The organism is Actinomadura kijaniata, from assembly GCF_014138665.1.
Lineage (GTDB): Bacteria > Actinomycetota > Actinomycetes > Streptosporangiales > Streptosporangiaceae > Spirillospora > Spirillospora kijaniata.
In genome coordinates this window covers 37,312-54,796 of record NZ_JACJIA010000023.1, presented here as the reverse complement: position 1 = coordinate 54,796, position 17,485 = coordinate 37,312, and the positions used below count along the sequence as shown (strand labels likewise).

Genomic DNA, 17,485 nt, shown 5'->3' with positions numbered 1-17,485 from the left:
CCGCCGGAAGGACCCTCGTAGGATAATGCCGCTGGGTGATCGTTCGATTACGGTACGCGCGAACCGGTCGGCGCGGACGCGGGTCAGCCGACGCCGCGCACGTTCCGGACGGTCAGTCCCGCGAGCAGCGTCAGGACCGCGGCGACGACGAACAGGGTCTCGTATCCGCCCAGCGAGGTGACGACCGGACCGGCGACGAGGGGGGCCAGGGTCTGCGGCCCGGTGTAGGAGATGTTGACGACCCCCAGGTCGCGGGCGCGGTGGGCGGCGGCCGGCAGCACCTGGGTCACCAGGGCCTGGTCCACCGACAGGAACGCGCCGTGCCCGACGGCCAGCAGCGCGGTGCCGACGAGCACGGCGGGCCAGCTCGGCCACAGGGCCCACACCATGATCCCCGCGGTCACCACGGCGCTGCCGCCGACGGCCATCCCCCTGCGGCGTCCCGTGCGGTCGGAGACGACGCCGCTGAGGAGCGTCGAGACGACGAGGACCGCGGTGAAGACCACGGAGACCTCCAGTACCCCGTCCGCTCCGGTCTTGCCGGGGAAGCGCCGCTCGTAGCGGACCTCGTCGACGAGGTAGTAGAGCACGTAGACCGTGGCCAGCGACCATCCGGTGAAAAAGAGGGCGCGGCTGGTCCAGGCCCACAGGAAGTCGGCGCGGTGGAGCCGGCCGGGACGGCCCGGCTCCGGCGGCGGGGGTCTTCGCGGAGCCGCGGACGGGCGGAACGTCAGCAGCGCGAAGACGGCGGCGGACAGCAGCACCACCGCGCCGGTGAGCAGGAACGCGGGGCCGGTCCCGGAGACGACCCGCGTCACGGCGAAGACCGGCAGCAGCGCGCTCCCGGCGGTGATGCCCATCCACCCCGCGACGGTCGCGCGCTGGCGGACCGGGACCTGGTCGGCCTGCTCCGCGGTGAGGCTCGCCTGCATGGTGTTGAGCCCGGCCTGGGCGGCGCACCACCCCACGAGCGTTCCGGCCGCGGTCCGCTGCCCGGCGAGGAACACCAGCGCCGCGGCCGCCAGCGCCGCGCCGCCCAGCGTCCAGGGGTGGCGGCCGAGCCGTCCGGCCGTGCGGTCCGACAGCGCCCCGGCCACCGGGCCGACGACCATCGCGACGACCGCACCCGACCCGCTGACCAGCGCGAACGCGGTCTCCTTGGCGTCCGGCGCGATCTCCTGGAACCGGACCGGGAGCAGCACCGCCAGCGGGGCGTAGTGGCCCATCCACAGGCCCAGGTTGGCGAGGGTGAACGCGGCGATCCAGCCGCTCCGGACCGGCCGTGCGGGCTCTTCCGGCCGCGGGCCCCGACTGCTGCTCAGCGTGTCTCCCGAGACCCCGCGGCCGGGTCGGCTCCGTGCGCCGACGGCCCCGGACGGTGCGCACGCGCTCCGGGGCCCTCACCGAGCGCGTAACCGTAGGCGTCGTCCAGCTCCAGGCCGCGGCCCTGCTGGAAGGCCTCGTCGAACCCGTCGTCGCCGAGGAGCTCGCGGGCGGCCCGTTCGCACTCGCGGTGCCCGGCGACCCAGAACGGCACCTGGTCGATCCGCATCCCCGTCGTCAGGCACAGCCGGTCGACGCCGCCGAGCAGACGCGCCGCGACCTCGCCCCGGCCGGAGGCGGCCGCGCACCAGGCCCGCAGCTCGATGCCCAGCGCCGCGCCCGCGACGTCCCCGAAGCGCCGTTTGATCCGCAGCGACTCCCGGTTGTGGGCGTCGGCGCCGGCGAGGTCGCCGCGCCGCCACGCGTCGAGGGCCAGGCCGTAGTGGGCGATCGAGCGGGCCCACAGCTCACCGCGCCGACGGCACTGCCGCACGCAGTCCCGGAGCGTCCGCACCGCGTCGGCGCGGCCGAGCCTCGCCAGCGAGACCCCCAGCTGCGCCATGGTCAGCAGCGGGCCCGGCCCGGCCGCCTCCAGCGCCGGCCGGTGCGCGGCGAGCGTGTCCGCGAGCAGGTCCACGGCGGTGGCGTCGTCGCCCCTGACGAACGCGGTGAGCCCGGCCATGTGACCGACGTAGGCCAGGGCGGTCGCGTCCCCCGACGCCTGTGCCGCGCGGCGCGCCAGGTCGAGCCGGGCGGAGGCCACCTCCGCCTCGTAGTGCTCGACGTCCACCCACGTGGACACCCACAGGGCCTTGGCGAGCTCCGGGCCGGGCCCGATGCCCTGCTCCAGGGCGCGCCGCAGGTAGTAGCGCCCCTCCCGGTGGTAACCGCAGGCGCTCCACAGCGGCCACAGCGCGGCCGACAGCTCCAGCGCCTTGGCCGACCCCATCTCCAGGCAGTGGTCCAGCGCCACCCGGAGGTTGGGGAACTCGGCGATGACCCGCCCGGTCCACCCGAGCTGATCCGGACCGGACCACTCCGCCTCGGCGCGCCTGGCCAGCCGCAGGCACGCGTCCCGGTGGCGCCGCCGGACGACGTTCTCCTCTCCCAGGTCGCGCAGCCGCTCCAGCCCGTACTCGCGGATGGTGTCCAGCATCCGGAACCCGGCGCCCTCGCGCTGCATGACGGACTGTTCCACCAGCCTCGGCAGGAGCTCGGCGACCCGCGCGGGCGACAGCGGCGCGGCGCCGCAGACCTCCTTGGCCAGGTCCAGGGAGTAGTCGCCGACCAGCACCGACAGCCGCGCCCACAGGAGCCGTTCGACGGGTTCGCACAGCTCGTGGCTCCAGCCGATCGCCGACCGCATCGTCTGGTGCCGGGGGAGCGGCGTGTAGTCGGCGGTCAGCAGCCCGAACCGGTCGTCCAGCGCGGCCTCGATCTCCTTGGACGTCAGGTGCCGCAGCCGTGCCGCGGCCAGCTCGATCGCCAGCGGCAGGCCGTCCAGCAGGGTGCACAGGCGCGTCACGGTTTCCAGGTCGCCGGGGTCCAGGACGAACCCCGGCACCGCCTCGGCCGCCCGGTCGGCGAAGAGCGCGACCGCGTCCACGCCGGTCACCGGCTCGTGGGCGGGGACCGGTGCCTTCGCGCCGCGGTCACCCGGCAACGGCAGCGGCATGACGGCGTAGACGCGTTCGCCCTGCGCTCCCAGGGGAATCCTGCTGGTGGCGAGGATGCTCAGGTGACGGCATTGGATGAGCAGCTCGCCCGCCAGTTCCTCGCAGCCGGCGAGCAGGTGCTCGCAGGTGTCGAGGATCAGCAACAGGCGTTTTCCCGCCAGATGTCCGGCGAGCAGCTCGACGGGAGGCCGCGCGGTCTGCTCGTTCACCTCCAGCGTGGAAGCGACGGTGTGCGCGAGCAGGACCGGGTCCTGCAACCCCGACAAGGGGACCTGCCAGACGCCGTCGGGGAACCGTTCGTGCAGGCCGGACGCCGCCTGCGTGGCCAACCGGGTCTTGCCCACCCCGCCGACACCGGTCAACGTCACCAGCCGGGACGACCTCAGCAGGTCCCGGACAGCGCGCACCTCCGCGCGTCGGCCTACGAAACTGGTCAGTTCCGTAGGGAGGTTGCCGGATCGGCGCACGGGGGGTTCCGCCATGGGATCTCCGTGATCGGTTAATGCCTAGACCGCACCAGCCTAGGCAAGCACCGGTCACGTTGCGGGGTATTTCGGCAACGTTCGGTAAAGGCGCGGGGGCGGGGACCGTCCTGCTTCCGTCGGGCGGCGGCCTGTTCGGGAACCCGTCCGCGCCGCCGGTCACGCCTCCAACCGCCACACGCTGCCCTCACCGTTGGCCGACAGGAGCAGGGAGCCGTCGGGGGCGACGGCGAGGCCGGCGAACGGGCGCGGCAGGCCGGGCATGCCGTGGGTGAACAGCGCGGGCTCAGTGCCGGGAGCGGTGCCGGGGGAGACCCGACCGGCAGGTCCTCGGCGTCCACCCTGGTCTCGCCCGTGGTCAGCGAGACGCTCAGCAGCCGCCGGTGCCCGACCTCCACCGTGAACAGCTCGTCGCCGCGGACGGCCGGTCCCTGCGGCGCGCCGAGCCCGTCCGCGACGACCTTCGCCGTCCCGTCCTCCTCGATCCGGAGCACCGCCCCGCGCCGGTCGTCGCTCACATGGCAGCGCCCCAGAGCGTCGAACGCCACGTCCACGGGATGGTCGAGTCCCTCGGCGAGCACGGTGAGGACGTCGTCGTCGCCGATGGCCACGACCCGGCCGGCGCCCGCCTCGGCGACGACGAGCGCGCCGTCCGGCCCCACGGTGATGCCGACCGGACGGTCGAGCGCGGCCGCCCGCCTGCGGGTGGTCCCGCGGCCGGGGTCGTGGGTGTGGACCTCGCCGTACTGCGAGGTGAGATGCACGAGACCGTCCGCGGCGGCCACCCCGTGCACGAAGGGCGGCAGCAGGGTGAGGGAGGCGACGTCGTCCTCGCCGGAGGGCGTCGGGTCCGCCAACCGGTAGTGGTCGCCGACGTACACCGTGCCGCCGAGGCCGACCGTCACGCCGTAGGGACCGTCGAGGCCGCGGGGGACGACGTCGCGGGTGCGCCCGTCGGGGTGCAGCTCGTTGACGAAGAGCCGGTCGCCGACGCAGGTGATGCCGTTGGGCACCTTCACCTCGTCCGAGACCAGCGTGTACCCGCCCTCGGGGCCGCGCCGCCACACCCTGCCCGGCACCAGGTCGGCGATGTACATCGATCCGTCCGCGCCGAAGGCGAGGTCGTCGGGCGACCGCACCGGGCCGCCGGCCGGCACGACCACCTCCACCCCTCCGGTGGCGGTGTCGACGGCGCTGATCTGCCCGGCGAGGAACTGGGCGACGTACAGGCGCCCGTCCGGGCCGAAGGCGACGCCGTTGGAACCCCACAGCCGGTTCGGCGGGTTGAGCCGCCCGGCCCGCCACCGGGTGCTGGTGACGGTCCGGGCGCCGGTCGCGTCGAAGCGGTTGGGACGCGGCGCCGTCATGCCTCCTCCGCCCCACCAGCACCGCGTCCATGCCGCCGCCGGCGCGCCAGCGCCTCAGCAGGTTGGAGAAGGCGACCGGCCCGTCGGCGTAGGTCTCGTTCCGCGGTCGCGCCATGCCCTCGTTGTTGTAGTAGCCGGACGTGCACTCGGCCTGGAACGCGTGCAGGTCGAGGGCGTTCTCCCGGAGAGAGGCCAGCCATCGGTCCTGCGCCTCGGAGGTCGGTTCGACGTACCGGGCCCGGCGTCCGCGGGCCTCGGCGACGACCTCGGCGACGTGCCGGGCCTGTTCGTCCAGGACATGGGTGAAGTTCACCGAGGCGGCGTTCTGTAGCGGACCGAGCTGGAAGAGGTTGGGGAAGCCGTGGGTGTAGAAGCCGTGCAGGGCCCTGGGGCCCTGCGCCCAGGCGCGCAGCAGGGGGACGCCTCCTCGGCCGTACACCGGCAGCCGCCCGGACAGGATCCCGGAGCCGTCCGGCCACGCCGTCACGGCAGCGAAAATCTAAAGTTCAAAAATTTTCGCGACCAGAGTGATCATGCCGTCCCCCGCGACCGCCGCTCGGTCACCTCGTCCGCCGTACCGGGGCGCGGCGCGCCTGACCTCGCGCGGAGGAGGCCGAACGGGACCGCCGGCGCCGCCCTGGCGCGGCGGCGTCATGGCCGGGCCCGGCCAGGGCCGACGGATGGGGACCCCGGGGAAGCGCGCGGTCAGCCGGCCGGTTCCTCCGCGTTCCCGGCGCCGGCCAGGGGAGCCAGGATCCGCGCGAACGTCTCGACGATCGCGGCCATGTCCACCGTGGAGTCGTGCATCCACTGGATCTGCAGGCCGTCCAGCACTGCCAGCAGCACCCTGGCCAGGTGGTCGGCGGGTTCGTCGGCCCGGAGCTCGCCGGTCCGCTGCCTTTCCTCCAGGTCCCGCGCGACCTCGGCCGTGAGGCGCCGGTAGCGCTCGTTGAAGTAGCCGTGCGCGGGGCTCTGCGGATCGGTGGCCGCCGCGGAGAGCGTGACGCACAGCTTGGTCAGCCCGGGGTGGCCGGTGGTGTGACGGGTGCCGGCGACCATGCTGTCGATCATGGTCCGGTCGCGCCGGGCGCCGCCGGCCAGCTCCCTGCCCAGCACGTCCCGCCGCTCCAGGACCGCGAGCAGCAGGTCGTCGCGGGTGGGGAAGTAGTACGTCAGCGCCGGCTGCGTCACCCCGACCCGATCGGCGATGTCCTGGAGGGAGGCCCGTTCCCCGTACTCGTCGATGGCCTCGTAGGCGGCCTGGAGGATCTGCTCCCGCCGCTCCGCGCTCTTGCGGTACGGACCCCGCGGCTTCCTCTGGTTCGTCACCTGCCAGACCGTACTTCACCCTGTTCGCGCGAGCCCGCGCATGGCCTGCGACGTTGCGCCGCGCAAGCCGTGGCGACCACCTGGCGACGGCGCCTTCACCGCCTTCCCGACCGGGCGCCGCCCGCCGCCACGGCCAGTCCGGCGAGCATGAAGGCCGCGCCGAGGGCGCACGCGGCCGTCCACCCGCCGAACCGGTAGGCGGCCGTCCCGCCCGCGGAACCGGCGACGCCCCCGAGGGTGTAGACCGTCATGTACGCCGACGCGACCCGGGACCGGGCACCGTTCACCAGGCCGTACACCACGCTCAGGTTCACCAGGTGCGTGCCGTGGACGGCGACGTCCAGCGCCAGCATCCCCACGATCAGCCAGCCCAGGCGCCCGCCGCCGCCCGCCCCGGCCATCGCGAACGCGGCGGTGCCCAGCGCGAGCAGCCCCCACGTCAGGGGACGTCGCCGCCCCCGGTCGGCGGCCCGCCCGACCGGTCGCGCCGCGAGCGCGCCCGCCGCGCCGACCAGCGCGAACAGCCCGATCCGCGCCTCGCCGTAGCGGTAGGGGGCCGCCGCCAGCAGGAACGCCACGGTCGCCCAGAAGACGGTGAACCCCGCGAACGCGCAGGCGCCGATGACCGAACGCCGCCGTAGCACCGGCTCCCGCGCCGCCAGCCGCACCGTCGCCCGCAGCTGCCCGCCGTACCCCATCGCGGTCTCGGGCGGGGCCGGGAGCATGGCGCGCGCCAGGACGCCCGCCAGCGCCAGCGTGACCACCGCCGCCGCCCCGAACAGCGCCTGCCATCCCACCGCCTCCGCGGCCAGGCCCGCGACGGTCCGGGAGAGCAGGATCCCCGCCAGCCCGCCGCTCAGCACCGTCCCGACGACCCGGCCGCGCGTGCCCTCACCGGCGAGCCCGGCGGCGTACGCGACGAGGACGTTCACCACGCCCGCGCTGGTCAGCCCGATCACCGCGCCCGCGACGAGCAGCACCTCGACCGGCGGGGCGGCGGCGGTCAGGCCGAGCGCCGCCGCGTCCGCGCACAGCAGCAGGACCACCAGGGGACGGCGCCGCACGATGTCGCCCAGCGGCACGACCAGCACGAGCGCCAGCGCGTACCCGAGCTGTCCCGCGGTGGTCAGGGCCCCCACCGCGGCGTCCGCCCCGTAGGACCGGGAGATCTGCGGGAGCAGCGGCTGGCAGTAGTAGAGGTTGGCGATCGTCAGGCCGTACACGGCCGCGAGGAGCCAGATCGTCCGGCGGCTCTGGGGAAGCGTTGTCACCGGAGCGACGCTAGGCGCCGATTGGGTCAGGGCTAAGATCCAACAGTATGGCGGATCAGTGGCCCAATTCCGGACTCGACCTGCACCTGGAGATCGACCCGACGGTTCCCGGACGCCGGGCGGGCCTGGAGAAGGCGCTGCGCGACGCCGTTCAGGACGGGCGGCTCGCGCCGGGCGCCCGGCTGCCCGCCACCCGCCGGCTCGCCGACGAGCTGGGGCTGTCGCGTGGAACGGTCCGCGCCGCCTACGACCAGCTCATCGCGGAGGGCTACCTCACCGCCCGCCAGGGCGCGGGCACGACGGTGGCCCGCCTCCCGCGCCCGCACGGCGACGGCGCCGAACCTCCGGCGCCGCCGGACCGCCCGCGCCACGACCTGCGCCCGGGCAGCCCCGACGTGTCCGCGTTCCCGAGGGCGGCGTGGCTGCTGTCGGCCCGCCGCGCGCTCACCGCCGCGCCCGCCGACGCGTTCGGCTACGGCGATCCGCGCGGACGGCCCGAGCTGCGCGCCGCGCTCGCCGAGTACCTCGGGCGGACCCGCGGCGTGCTCGCCCGGCCCGGCCAGATCGTGATCACCAACGGGTACTCCCAGGCCCTGGGGCTGCTCGCCCGCGTGACCGGTGGCGTGGTCGCGATGGAGGACCCGGGCGTCGGGCTCCACCGCGACATCGTCCGGCACGCCGGCGCGCACGTCGCCCCGCTGCCCGTGGACGACCGCGGCGCGCGCACCGACCTGCTCACCGGGAGCGTGACCGCCGTCGAGGTGACCCCGGCCCACCAGTACCCGACCGGGCGCACCCTGCACCCCTGCCGCCGCCGGGCCCTCGTCACCTGGGCCCGCGACACCGGCGGCCTGATCATCGAGAACGACTACGACGGCGAGTTCCGCTACGACCGCCAGCCCGTCGGCGCCGTCCAGGGCACCGCGCCCGACCACGTCGCCTACCTCGGCACCGCCTCCAAGACCCTCGGCCCGGTCCTGCGGCTGGCGTGGATGGTGCTGCCGCCGCGCCTGCTCGAACCGGTCGTCGAGGCCAAGCGGCTGAGCGACCACCACACCGAGGGGCTCGGCCAGCTCACCCTCGCCGACTTCATCGCCGGTCACGCCTACGACCGGCACATCCGCGCGTCCCGGCTGCGCTACCGGCGGCGCCGGGACCGGCTGGTCGCGGCCCTGGCGCCGTCCGGCCTGTCCGCGCAGGGCATCGCCGCGGGACTGCAGGCCCTCGTGCCGCTCCACCCGGACGGCCCGGCCGAACGGGACGTCCTCGCCGCGGCCGCGCGGCACGGCCTGGCGCTGGGGCACCTCGGCGACCGCTGGCACACCGTCGGGGAGAACAACCCGCAGGGGCTGATCATCGGCTACGCGCGGCCGCCGGAGCACGCCTACCCGGCGGCGCTCGACGCCCTCGCGACGGTGCTGCGCGCCGTCCTGCCCGGTTGACCGGCGGAGCCCGGTCCGCCGTGGCCGACAGGATCAACGGAGGGAGGAACGCGGTGGACCAGCGACTCGCGACGCACCCGGACGGCCTCTACCGGGAGGGCCGGGAACACGACCGCCTGCTGGACCGGGTGCCGGGTCAGGCACTGGAAGGCCGTAGGAGATGACGACGTGTCGCGGCGCGCGGGTGTAGGGGGTGAGCCGGGCTCCGTCCGGGAGGTGGCGCGGGTCGGCGGGGCGCGCCAACCGGCCATGGTGGTCATGGCGGTGAGGTGGCCGCCGGAGCGGGAGGCGTTCGCCGTCGCCCAGCGGACCGCGCGCGCCGGTTCCAGGCGGTGGCCGCAGCCGATGAGGACCGCTGCGGCCACCACCCAGGGGGCGGCCACGCCGGGGGAGTCCGCCGGGGTCGGTGCAGGCGTGCCGCCCGGACGTCACTCCGGTGGCGTGCGATCGACCGGGTGGCCGTTCTTCCAGATGGCGGTGATGGCGCGCAGGTCGGTGATGTCGGTGGTGGGGTCGCCGTCCACCAGGAGAAGGTCGGCGCGCAGGCCGGGGGCGATGCGGCCGCGGTCGGTCAGGCCGAACTCGCGGGCCGGTGCCGAGGTCGCCGCGGCGAGGGCCGCGCGAGGACTGAGACCGGCGCGGACCAGATGGGCGAGTTCGGCCAGCATGCTGACGCCGTTGGCGTTCGCGCGGATCGGCGCGTCGGTGCCGGCCAGGATCGGCACCCCCGCCGCGTGCAGCCGACGGACGTTCGCCGAGCCGACCTTCAGGAAGTCGGGCCGGCCCGGCCGGTCCTCGGGCCGCTGTTCGAGCAGGTACCGCTGCGCTCCGCTGAGCCAGGGCGTGACCCGGGCGTCGGCCAGCAGATCCCTGGCGCCGATGCCCCGGTCGACGACCGAAAGGGTCGGCACGACGAAGGCTCCGCCACGGCGGATCTCCGCGATGTCGTCGGGGCCTCCCTCGGTGTCCCAGAAGACGTGCACGAGGCCGTCGGCGGCGGCCCGGACGGCGGTCAGCGCGAGGGAGAGCTTCTCGGCGTGCACCACCGCGCGACGACGGTGCCGGTGCGCGGCGGCGATCACCCTCCGGAACTGGTCGGTCGTCAGGGTGGGCAGGGCCGGCCTGGGCGGCGGGCCCCCGTTCTCCAGGATCACCTTCACGTAGTCGGAGCCCTCGGCGACCCGGTCGGCGACGAACCGTTCGATGTCGGTGTCGGCGGTCACGCGCGGGAACTCCCAGCCCGGCCGGAGGGGGTGGCCGCCCGGCACGGTGACGCCGACGCCCGCCGACCACAGGTCCGCCTGGTCGGTCCTGGCCACCGAACGGCGCCGCCGCCGGGCGTCGGCCAGCACCGACGGATCGGAGAACATGTCGAGCTCGGTGGTGACCCCGAACCGCAGCGCGTCCGCCCGGCTGCCCTCGAACGAGTGGACGTGACAGTCGATCAGCCCGGGCAGCAGCGTCCGTCCCTCGCCGTCGTGGACCCGGTGGCGAGACGACGGGGACAGGTCGCCGACGGCGACGATCCGCCCGCCGGCGACGAGCACCGAGCCGCGCCCCGTCACCTGGCGGCCGTCGAAGATCCGGACGTCCCGGATGACGAAGCTCCCGCCCGTCCCGGCCGCCGCGGCCGAGGGAACGGCGACGGCGGCGACGGCCAGGCCGGGGACCAGGGACAGGACGCGACGACGCGATGCTCGATGGCTCATGCGCCCTGACGGTATGGAGAAGGAGAACACGACGTAATCGACTTTCGTCGCTGTCGGCGTGACCCAAGTCTGCCGTCGGGACCCGCCCTCGGACGAGGACGGGCGCCGCGACCTGTCAGGACGCCGCCTCAACGAGCTCAACCAGCGACGTTACTACCATGCATAGTAAGAGAGGCTGGCGAGAGCCGCTTTCGGTCCGCACCCAGAGTGCCGAGAGATGTGACGGTGCAGGGCCGCGCCGGCTTGGCCGCTGTTTACTATGGCCGGTAGTAGGCGTGCTGTTCGGTCGGAGAGGCCAGGTGAGGCATGGCGCTGTCCCGGTTCGGTGAGCTCGAGGCCGCCGTCATGGAGCGCATGTGGACCTACGGCCGTCCGGTCAACGTGCGCGCCGTCCTGGAGGATCTCGAGAAGGACCGGACGATCGCCTACACCACCGTCATGACGGTGATGGACAACCTTCACAAGAAGGGATGGCTGCGCCGCGAGAAGGTGGGGCGGGCCTTCGAGTACGAGCCGGTGGCCAGCAGGGAGGGCTACACCGCCAAGCTCATGCGCGAGGCGCTGGCCACCAGCGAGAACCAGGCCGCCGCCCTGGTGCACTTCCTCTCCGACCTCTCACCGTCCGAGGCCCGGGCGCTCCGCGCCGCCCTGAGGATCGTGCCGCAGGACACCGACGAGTGACCGCGACGCCTCGGCGCTCGATCCGCGTGCTGTCGGTACTCGCGGCCCCGCGCGCTTGAGGTCCGACGACATCGCGGCCGGCGACACGACCGGGCGACGCTGACAGCCCGGCTTCGTTGAACGGCACCGCCGGCTGCCGCGCCTCCCCGCCCGCCCCCTGCGGAGGCCGCCTCGCCGCCCCCCGTACTGCTCCGTTTCCCCGTACGCCACCAGCGGATATGGGAGGACGGCCGGATGTTTTGCCCGCATGAGGGCAGAGCATCCAGTGCAGACATGGACGTGAACCAAAGGCGCTTTGGAGGCGTCTTAGCCACAATGGCGGGTGGAAGGCGGGTAATGTCCCAGTCGCCAGCGGGAGAACGGGGGCGGAACAATGGCAGTGCGCGAACCGGGACACCAGTGGGGACACCGGTCGGGGTTCCAGGTGCGTGCCGCGCGACACGGTGACTGGACGGTGCTCCAGGTGGCCGGGGACCTGGATCTGGCCACCGTGCAGACCCTGGAGCAGGAGCTGGTCCGCGCCGCGGCGACCGGCACGCAGGTGGCGCTGGAGCTGTCGCGGCTGGCCTTCATGGACTCCTCGGGCCTGAACGTCGTGATCCGGTGGTGGAAGCGCCTGCACGCGGGCGGCGGCCAGCTGATGCTGGTGAACCCGAGCAAGCGCGTGACCCTGCTGCTGACCACCACCGGCTTGGACCGCTTCATCCCTGTGCGTTCCACTTTGCCGGTCATTCCCACCGACGCCTCCACCGAGGGCGGCGGCGCGTCGTCGGACATGAGCGGCACGGGAGGCAGCGTCCTGCGAGAGGACGGGGAACGGGAGGTCCGGTGAGGCGCGGCCCGTTCCTGGTCCGGTCAGCGGGTGTGTCGCCGACTACGGAAGCCCCCTGACGCGAGCGGGTTCCCGGGGACCCGGCGACACCGTCCTGACCTCCTCTCCCAACACCTGGCTCAAAGGGGACGCGGCTGTTTGACTGGGAACCAAGGAGAGTGACCGAAAAGACGGCGCGCGCGCCGCATGCGAGATCACGCAAGGCGAGTGATCCCCGTGGACCAGGACAGGCCCTCCCGCCGGTACCCACCGCCCGACCCGGCCGTTACGCCGACGCGTGAACCGGCGCCCGATCTGGCGACGGCGATGGCTCGCCTGGCCCGTGATCTGCAGGGGCGCTCCTCGGTTCAGGCGACCCTGGACCGGATCGTGGCGGCCTCGACCGAGCTGGTGGACGGCTGCACCGACGCCAGCATCACCGCGGTGCACCGCGGCCGCGCCCGGCCGCTGGCGGTCTCCGGCCCGCTGGCCCGCGACATCGAGCGTCTCCAGGCCGACCTGCGGGAAGGGCCGTGCTTCGAGGCCGCCCGCGACGGCACACCTGCCCTGCAGGTCCCCGACCTGGCCCGCGCCGGGGACCACTGGCCGCGGTTCGTCCCGCGCGCCCGCGCGCTGGGCGTGGGATCGGTGATGGCGGTGTTGCTGCTCCCCGACGGCCACGCCCCCCGCAACGACCCGCGTCAGGTGCCCGGCCTGCCGAACCTGGGAGCGCTGAACCTGTACGCGCGCCGGCCCGGCGGGCTGACCGCCGGGTCGGCGCGCACCGCCGAGCTGCTGGCCTGTCACGCCTCGGTCGCGCTGGCGGCCGCGCGCGCCGACCAGACCCTGCGGGCGGCGGTCGTCTCCCGCCAGGTGATCGGCGAGGCGGTGGGCATCCTGATGGAACGCCACAAGCTCACGAGCCGCCAGGCGTTCGCGCTGCTGGCGCGCACTTCCCAGGACAGCAACGTCAAACTCCGCGAACTCGCCGAACACCTCACCACCACCGGCGAACTGCCCCGCCGCCCCTGACCACCTCTCCCGGGCGTCGCGCGGCCGTCCACGCGCACGGCTCACGCGTGCGCGCCACGAGGAGGTGGGCGACCGCGAGACGGATCCCCGCCGGCGCCGACCCGCCCATGCTCTTCGAGGTGGCTCTCGTTCCGCCGCTATCCGTGCCCCACGTCATCCCGGCCGAGGTCGTCAGCGGGGACGAGCGGCAGGCCACCCGATCGGAGGGACGCGAGGTCGGCGTGCAGCGAATCCCAGAACGCCAGGTCCTCGTCCTGCTGCAGGGGAGTGACCCGGCTCCAGAACTCACGGTCCTCGACCTCCGCCGCCACCGCCGCCGACACGGCGGGCATGACGAGCGTTCCGGCGTCGGCCGCGTCCAGGTCGGCGGGCCTGATGCCCGCGGGCAGCGTGACCGGCACCCGGTGGTGCCTGCCTCGCTTGCGGACGCGTATCGGCGCACTGGTCGGCACCCGGGCCGCGGCGGCTTTGCCCACGGCGAGCACGACGGTCCCGCAGAGCACGACCGCGAGCAGACCCCCGAGCAGCGTCTCCTGCTGGAGGAGGGGGATCCCGCCGTCGTTGTGACCGGTCCGGCCGACGGTGACCATGTCACCGGACCGGTCGGCTTCGGGCAGGGTGCGGGGAGCCGGAGCCGCGTGCTTGGGGGTATGGCTCTTCTCGGTGCGCGCGGCCGTCAGCCACGGGAACGACTTGCCCTCGACCTTCACCTTGCCGGGGTAGCCGTAACCGACCACGCTGTCGAAGTCCCGCACCTTGCGCCTGAGGTGGACGCCGTCGGTGTTCGCCTCGATCGTGTGCAGGGTGGAACCCTTGACGCTCTCCACCAGCCCGACGTGCTGGATCGCGCCGGTGTCCTTGGACCCTGACCAGGCGAAGAACACCACGGCCCCGGGTTCGGGCTCGGTGCCCCAGGCGTCGTTCCGCTGGAACCACCTGGCGTGGCTGATCGTGGCGGCGAACTCGCCCGCCCAGTCCTCCACCTTCGCCTGGTTGGCGGCCCAGGCGAGGAACATGTCGCACCACGGAGCGGTCGTGTAGTAGTCGTCGCCGCCCTCGAACGTCTTGCCGTACCACTCGCCGTACTTGGTGTAGCCGCCGGCTTTCTCGCGGTACCCGAGCTCTTTCTTGGCTATTTCAAGCAGCTTTTCGCCTACGGGATCCATCAGCTCTCCTTGGACCGCCTACCGGGTTAGCTGACGGGTTCGGGCCAGGAGCAGCCCTACCGCGCGGAGCGGATTCACCCCAGGAACGTGGGTCCCCGGCTCCCATGGAGGCGCGACGCGCCATCGGGACTCGGCGGACGATCCGCGCCCCCCGAGCGGGGAGCTGGTCACGGACCGATTACGAGGCAATGTAGTAGATGATTCGGGCAATGACCAAGTTCTATTCATGAAACGACATAAATGATCTACCTTGGGAGATGTCGTTCGAGGGCTGGTGGACGACTGATGGCTGTCTACCCAGGTCACCGGGTAGATCAAGTCTTCGGTGCAGGCGGCGGTGACGATGAGGCGCCGTTGGCTGGCCCTCACCGTTGCCGGACTCTCTACTAAGAGGAGTAGTAGTTCTTGTCGCTCCCTGATTCCGTGGCGATGACTTCGGACAGGTGTTTTCCCTTCGACCGTGGCAGCCGGGGCTCCTCACGCCCGTGCCCTATGGATCCGATCCGGTCTTCGCCGTCCCTTCCCGGATCTACCGGCGCTTTCCTCGGCCCGGGTCGAACTCCCAGTGCCAGGGCTCGTACGGGTTGCTGTAAGCCCGGTCGGGACGGAACCAGCCATACGTGCCCGCGTTGGCGCGCAGCCACGCGAACTGGGGCGATCCCTCGTTCCGGACACCGCCGCAGAAGTCCACGGCGATGCCGAGGCCGTGCTCGCTGAAGCCGGGCCGAGCGGCCATGCCCGAGGGCATGCTGCTGGAGAGCCGCCGTTGCTCGGCGAGGCTGCGGTAGGCGTCGTCCAGGCAGGCGTCAGTGCCGAAGCGGCGCTTGTAGACCGCATTGAGTTCGTAGAAGGCGAGGGCCGCGTCCGCCCGTAGAAGCAGGCCGCGCTGCGGTAGCGGACACAGGTGGCGGGCCGGGATCTGGCCGTTCGGATATTTGCTGGCCCGTTTCCCCCGCGCCGCGTTGCACCTGGGCGGTGCCTTGGTTTCGTCGGCGGATCGGGCCGCGCCGGTGGAACCCGCCGGGGACCCGGCTTGCCCGGCGGCCAGCACCAGCGGCCCGGCCGTGGTCGTCGTGGAGTCCTCGTCGTCGCTGAACCCCGAGGTCGCACCCAGGGTTCCCGCGAGGACGCCCGCAAGGATGGTGCTGGTGATCGCCCCTGCGAGCCTGCCCTTTCTCGGATGCCGCACTGTCACGGCGTCTTCTCCTGTCTTCCATGTCGCCTACCGGGTTAGCTGACGGATTCGGACGTGGAAGTCGCCCTACGGCGCTCTGGGGAGAACAGAACTGAGCGCCGATTCACCCCTGCGAGTGGCGGCCAACGGGACGCCCTCGCACTGGTTCCCCGGCTCCGCGCCGTGCGCGGACTCGGCGTCGTCCGAACTCACCGGGAAGCAGGCCACTGCCGTGACCGGTTCCGGGAGCATGCGGACGCATTCGGATGGGCGCCGACCCCCGAGGGGTGTCGACGTGGTCCGGAGAGTACCAAAGCGTCAAAGAAAGGCAAATGACCTGCCAAGTCGCGACGGAGGATCCGTTCTCGCCTTGTGTTCCGGCCCCTGATCCTCTCCGGGAGAGACGTGATCTTGTTTGGTTCTCGACGGTTAAGTATTGCGACGCATGTGCCGAAAGCGACACATGAGACGAGCCTTGGGATCGACGTTCTGTGCTGTCTGGCCAATGGAGAGAACCGACCCTGGGATCCCTCGTCGAGCGGCACGGTGAAGGCTCTTCCCAGAACCCGACGATGTCACCCCACCAGCCGAACACGAGCAGCAACGCACCGACACTCCACAGCACGATCGCGAGAGTGCGCAGCGTTGTGCCGGTCTCCTGCCATGTCCGCCGAGCCCAACGCATCGTTCCCACCCGTGCGTTCCTCCGCAGCCCCCGCTCAAGTGACGCGTGGCCGGCGGTGAATGGTTCTCACCGTCGAGCCCGTTGATCCCCCGGTCCACCGGACAGGGCTTAGCGAGGCCGCGGGTTCCTTGTGACTCTTCTCCGCAGCGGACAGAGGCACGTCCGGCCCGGCGATCATGGGGTTGAGCAGTCCGGCGGTGGTCCGCAGGTTTCCGCGCACCAGGGGCGGGTCCGAGGTCTCGGTCGCCACATCGGTGCCAGTACTCAACGGCAGCGTGACCACCGGGACCCGGCTGTAGCCGCCGCCGTGCCGCTCCATCGCAACCGGCTCGTGGAAGCGTCGAGCTTCCGCACGAAAGCGGGGAAGAGGGGTGTGCGACGGCGGGGCGGGTTCAGGCCACGCGGACGGCCCCGGCCCAGGGGCGGCCCGCGATGGGGCTGATCTTGACGTGGTCCCCGGCCTGCGGGGCGTGCGCCATCTTGCCGTCGCCGACGTACAGGCCCATGTGGTGCAGGTCGGCGTGGAAGGACACCGGGTCGCCGGGGCGGAGCCGGCCGTGGGGGACCTGGACGCCGGCCTTCCACTGGGCGCCGGTGTAGCGCGGCAGCATGACGCCCACCTGGACGTAGGCGTACAGCGTCAGGCCCGAGCAGTCGAAGTCCCTGGTGTTGCGGCCCTGCGCCACCCCGTACGTGCGGCCGTTCGGGCCGCCGCCGCCCCAGGAGTAGGGGATGCCGATCTGTCTTAGCGCGAAGCGGACCGACTGGGCCGCCCTGCCCGAACCCGAGACCGGCGGCAGGTCACCGGTCTTCTCGGGCGCCCGCTTGAGCAGCGTGCCGCGCACCCTCTCGTAGAGCCGCTGGGTCTTCTTGCGTTGTCGTTCGAGGTCGGAGCGGAGTTGCCGGACCTGGGCGGCGCGCTCCTCGGCGGTCTTGCGGGCCCGCTGCGCCGATTGCAGCGTCTGCAGCAGGGCTTGGGCGCGGTCGCTGCTCTGCCGGGTGAAGAACCGCATCGCCGAGGTCTGGTCCAGGACGCTCTGGGGATCGCCGGAGGCGAACAGCGAGACCATCGGGTCCTGGCCGCCGGACATGTAGCTCGTGGCCGCGAGGCGTTTGACCTCCTCCCGCGCCGCACGCAGGGCCTGCTCCCGGCGGCGGGCGGTGGCGTCGGCGGACCTGGCGGCGTGCTGGGCCTGCTCCAGTTGGACCTTCAGCCCGTTGCACCGCCCGCCGAGCTTCTCCGCGCGTGCCCTGAGCTGGTCGGTGGAGGGCTCCTGTTCCGCCCGCCGAGCCGGTCGGCGGGGACGGCTCACGGGCGCTCGGTGACATCGGGGGCC

13 protein-coding genes and 2 riboswitches are annotated in these 17,485 nt (G+C 73.1%); of the genes, 4 read left to right on the top strand and 9 right to left on the bottom strand.

Annotated features, from left to right (window positions below; all coding sequences use genetic code 11):
• Positions 1-83 precede the first annotated feature (83 nt).
• The 5 genes from HNR61_RS44750 to HNR61_RS44730 all read right to left on the bottom strand — a co-directional run bounded on the left by HNR61_RS44750 (position 84) and on the right by HNR61_RS44730 (position 7,448).
• Positions 84-1,322, bottom strand: a complete 1,239-nt coding sequence (locus HNR61_RS44750; RefSeq protein ID WP_344456577.1) for an MFS transporter — start codon at positions 1,320-1,322, stop codon at positions 84-86.
• A complete protein-coding gene (locus HNR61_RS44745; protein ID WP_182849238.1) occupies positions 1,319-3,406 on the bottom strand; it encodes an ATP-binding protein in 2,088 nt (695 codons plus the stop codon). The genes HNR61_RS44750 and HNR61_RS44745 overlap by 4 nt, the downstream gene beginning before the upstream one ends.
• 92 nt (positions 3,407-3,498) lie before the next feature.
• On the bottom strand, positions 3,499-4,848 hold the full coding sequence (locus HNR61_RS44740; protein WP_220510555.1) for a Vgb family protein: 1,350 nt from the start codon (positions 4,846-4,848) through the stop codon (positions 3,499-3,501).
• A gap of 705 nt (positions 4,849-5,553) precedes the next feature.
• The gene (locus tag HNR61_RS50355) at positions 5,554-6,177 is read right to left on the bottom strand and encodes a TetR/AcrR family transcriptional regulator (protein WP_182849237.1); all 624 of its coding nucleotides are present in this window, start codon (positions 6,175-6,177) and stop codon (positions 5,554-5,556) included.
• A 95-nt stretch (positions 6,178-6,272) separates the two neighbouring features.
• Positions 6,273-7,448 carry an MFS transporter gene (locus HNR61_RS44730; protein WP_182849236.1) on the bottom strand — a complete coding sequence of 392 codons (1,176 nt, stop codon included), beginning with the start codon at positions 7,446-7,448 and terminating at the stop codon, positions 6,273-6,275.
• Between the two features lie 47 nt (positions 7,449-7,495).
• On the opposite strand from HNR61_RS44730, the gene pdxR reads away from it, so the two are divergent.
• The gene (gene pdxR / locus HNR61_RS44725) at positions 7,496-8,890 is read left to right on the top strand and encodes a MocR-like pyridoxine biosynthesis transcription factor PdxR (RefSeq protein WP_182849235.1); all 1,395 of its coding nucleotides are present in this window, start codon (positions 7,496-7,498) and stop codon (positions 8,888-8,890) included.
• A gap of 428 nt (positions 8,891-9,318) precedes the next feature.
• On the opposite strand, the gene HNR61_RS44720 is transcribed toward pdxR, so the two are convergent.
• Entirely contained in the window at positions 9,319-10,599 is a 1,281-nt protein-coding gene (locus tag HNR61_RS44720; RefSeq protein WP_182849234.1) for an amidohydrolase family protein, read from the bottom strand.
• Between the two features lie 306 nt (positions 10,600-10,905).
• On the opposite strand from HNR61_RS44720, the gene HNR61_RS44715 reads away from it, so the two are divergent.
• From HNR61_RS44715 to HNR61_RS44705, 3 genes are all read left to right on the top strand, one after another.
• Positions 10,906-11,280 carry a BlaI/MecI/CopY family transcriptional regulator gene (locus HNR61_RS44715; protein ID WP_182849233.1) on the top strand — a complete coding sequence of 125 codons (375 nt, stop codon included), beginning with the start codon at positions 10,906-10,908 and terminating at the stop codon, positions 11,278-11,280.
• Positions 11,281-11,704: 424 nt separating this feature from the next.
• Positions 11,705-12,112 (top strand): STAS domain-containing protein, encoded by a 408-nt coding sequence (locus HNR61_RS44710; RefSeq protein WP_182849232.1) that lies wholly within the window; start codon positions 11,705-11,707, stop codon positions 12,110-12,112.
• A gap of 306 nt (positions 12,113-12,418) precedes the next feature.
• Positions 12,419-13,123: a GAF and ANTAR domain-containing protein gene (locus HNR61_RS44705; RefSeq protein WP_182849231.1), complete on the top strand. Its 705-nt coding sequence runs from the start codon at positions 12,419-12,421 to the stop codon at positions 13,121-13,123.
• Positions 13,124-13,260: 137 nt separating this feature from the next.
• On the opposite strand, the gene HNR61_RS44700 is transcribed toward HNR61_RS44705, so the two are convergent.
• The 3 genes from HNR61_RS44700 to HNR61_RS44690 all read right to left on the bottom strand — a co-directional run bounded on the left by HNR61_RS44700 (position 13,261) and on the right by HNR61_RS44690 (position 17,461).
• Positions 13,261-14,289: a CHAP domain-containing protein gene (locus HNR61_RS44700; RefSeq protein WP_182849230.1), complete on the bottom strand. Its 1,029-nt coding sequence runs from the start codon at positions 14,287-14,289 to the stop codon at positions 13,261-13,263.
• A riboswitch (cyclic di-AMP (ydaO/yuaA leader) is annotated at positions 14,290-14,435 on the bottom strand. It abuts the gene before it with no gap.
• Between the two features lie 383 nt (positions 14,436-14,818).
• Positions 14,819-15,484, bottom strand: a complete 666-nt coding sequence (locus HNR61_RS50350; RefSeq protein WP_312898403.1) for a M15 family metallopeptidase — start codon at positions 15,482-15,484, stop codon at positions 14,819-14,821.
• A 9-nt stretch (positions 15,485-15,493) separates the two neighbouring features.
• A riboswitch (cyclic di-AMP (ydaO/yuaA leader) is annotated at positions 15,494-15,672 on the bottom strand.
• A gap of 868 nt (positions 15,673-16,540) precedes the next feature.
• Positions 16,541-17,461, bottom strand: a complete 921-nt coding sequence (locus tag HNR61_RS44690; protein ID WP_182849229.1) for a C40 family peptidase — start codon at positions 17,459-17,461, stop codon at positions 16,541-16,543.
• Between the last annotated feature and the right edge of the window lie 24 nt (positions 17,462-17,485).

Excerpts from the sequence above, each read along its gene's own strand:
- pdxR (WP_182849235.1), top strand. The coding sequence starts at position 7,496 with ATGGCGGATCAGTGGCCCAATTCCGGACTCGACCTGCACCTGGAGATC.
- HNR61_RS44700 (WP_182849230.1), bottom strand. The coding sequence starts at position 14,289 with ATGGATCCCGTAGGCGAAAAGCTGCTTGAAATAGCCAAGAAAGAGCTC.
- HNR61_RS44715 (WP_182849233.1), top strand. The coding sequence starts at position 10,906 with ATGGCGCTGTCCCGGTTCGGTGAGCTCGAGGCCGCCGTCATGGAGCGC.
- HNR61_RS44705 (WP_182849231.1), top strand. The coding sequence starts at position 12,419 with ATGGCTCGCCTGGCCCGTGATCTGCAGGGGCGCTCCTCGGTTCAGGCG.
- HNR61_RS44720 (WP_182849234.1), bottom strand. The coding sequence starts at position 10,599 with ATGAGCCATCGAGCATCGCGTCGTCGCGTCCTGTCCCTGGTCCCCGGC.
- HNR61_RS44740 (WP_220510555.1), bottom strand. The coding sequence starts at position 4,848 with ATGACGGCGCCGCGTCCCAACCGCTTCGACGCGACCGGCGCCCGGACC.